Here is a 1,117-nt window from a genome sequence, read left to right on the forward strand (position 1 = left end):
TCCTCGACCTCGACCGGATCGCGCAGCACCAGGCGGTGCTCCACGCGGCGCACCGCGCCCCGCCCGCCGGCGGTGAGGTCCCCGGCGTGCAGCGCCAGCGCCAGGTCCACCGCCTCGCGCGCCACCTGCGCCATGTCCACCGCCAGGGTCGTCAGGCGCGGCGCCACCCACGCCCCCAGCGCCAGGCCGTCCACGCCCACCACCCGCACCTCGCCGGGCACGTCCACGCCCAGGCGGCGGCACGCGGCCAGCGCGCCCAGCGCCACCAGGTCGTTCCACGCCAGCAGCGCGTCGGGCCGGGACCCGCCGCCGCGCAGGGCGGCGGCCGCGGCGGCGTCGCCGGCCTCGACGTCCTCGCGGTGGGCGCGCACGCGCCCCAGCGCCAGCCCGGCCGCGGCGAAGGCCTCGCGCGCCCGGGTGAACCTGCGGCTGGGCTCGCCGCCGCGCTCCACGTCCAGCAGCACCGGCCGGCGCACCCCCGCCGCGCGCAGGTGGACGGCCACCTCCGCCAGCGCCGGGCGCGGGTCCAGCTCCACGACCCCGCCGGGGTGGCGCTCCCCGGGCGGGTCCACGTCCACCAGCGGCACCCCCTGCAGGGCCTGCGCCTCCCCGGGCGCGTGCGGGAAGTACCCGAGCACGGCGTCGGCCTGGCGGGCCAGGTCGGTCAGCTGCGCGGCGGGGTCGCCGGCGGCGGCGGTGTCCACGAGCACCACGTTCCAGCCCTCCCGCGCGGCGAAGCGCACCGTCGCCGAGGCGAACTCCGGGTAGTACGGGTTCGTCAGGTCCGCCACGAGCAGCCCCAGGGTGAGGCGGCGGTCCGCGCCGGCCAGGCCGCGCCCGTAGCGGGAGGGCCGGTACCCCAGCTCGCGCGCCACCGCCAGGACGCGCTCGCGGGTGGCGGGGCTGATGTCGCCCAGGCCGTTGACCGCCCGCGACACCGTCTGGCGGGACACCCCGGCGCGCGCGGCCACGTCGTAGATGGTCGCCGGGCGCTGCACGCGCCGGATGCTCGCAGACGCCCCGGGCACCGACAACCGCCCCGCCGGGGCCGTACCGTGCGGGGGGTGACGAGCACCACCCCCCCGACCGGCGGCCCCGCCGGGGCCGCCGGGGCGGG

At 80.9% G+C, this 1,117-nt stretch carries 1 protein-coding gene; it reads right to left on the reverse strand.

Going from position 1 to position 1,117, the window contains the following annotated elements:
• On the reverse strand, nucleotides 1-998 hold a 998-nt coding region (locus GTR00_RS21465; RefSeq protein WP_205706372.1), incomplete at its 3' end, for a LacI family DNA-binding transcriptional regulator.
• Nucleotides 999-1,117 lie beyond the last annotated feature (119 nt).

The organism is Kineococcus indalonis (assembly GCF_009906395.1).
Taxonomy (GTDB): Bacteria; Actinomycetota; Actinomycetes; order Actinomycetales; family Kineococcaceae; genus Kineococcus; species Kineococcus indalonis.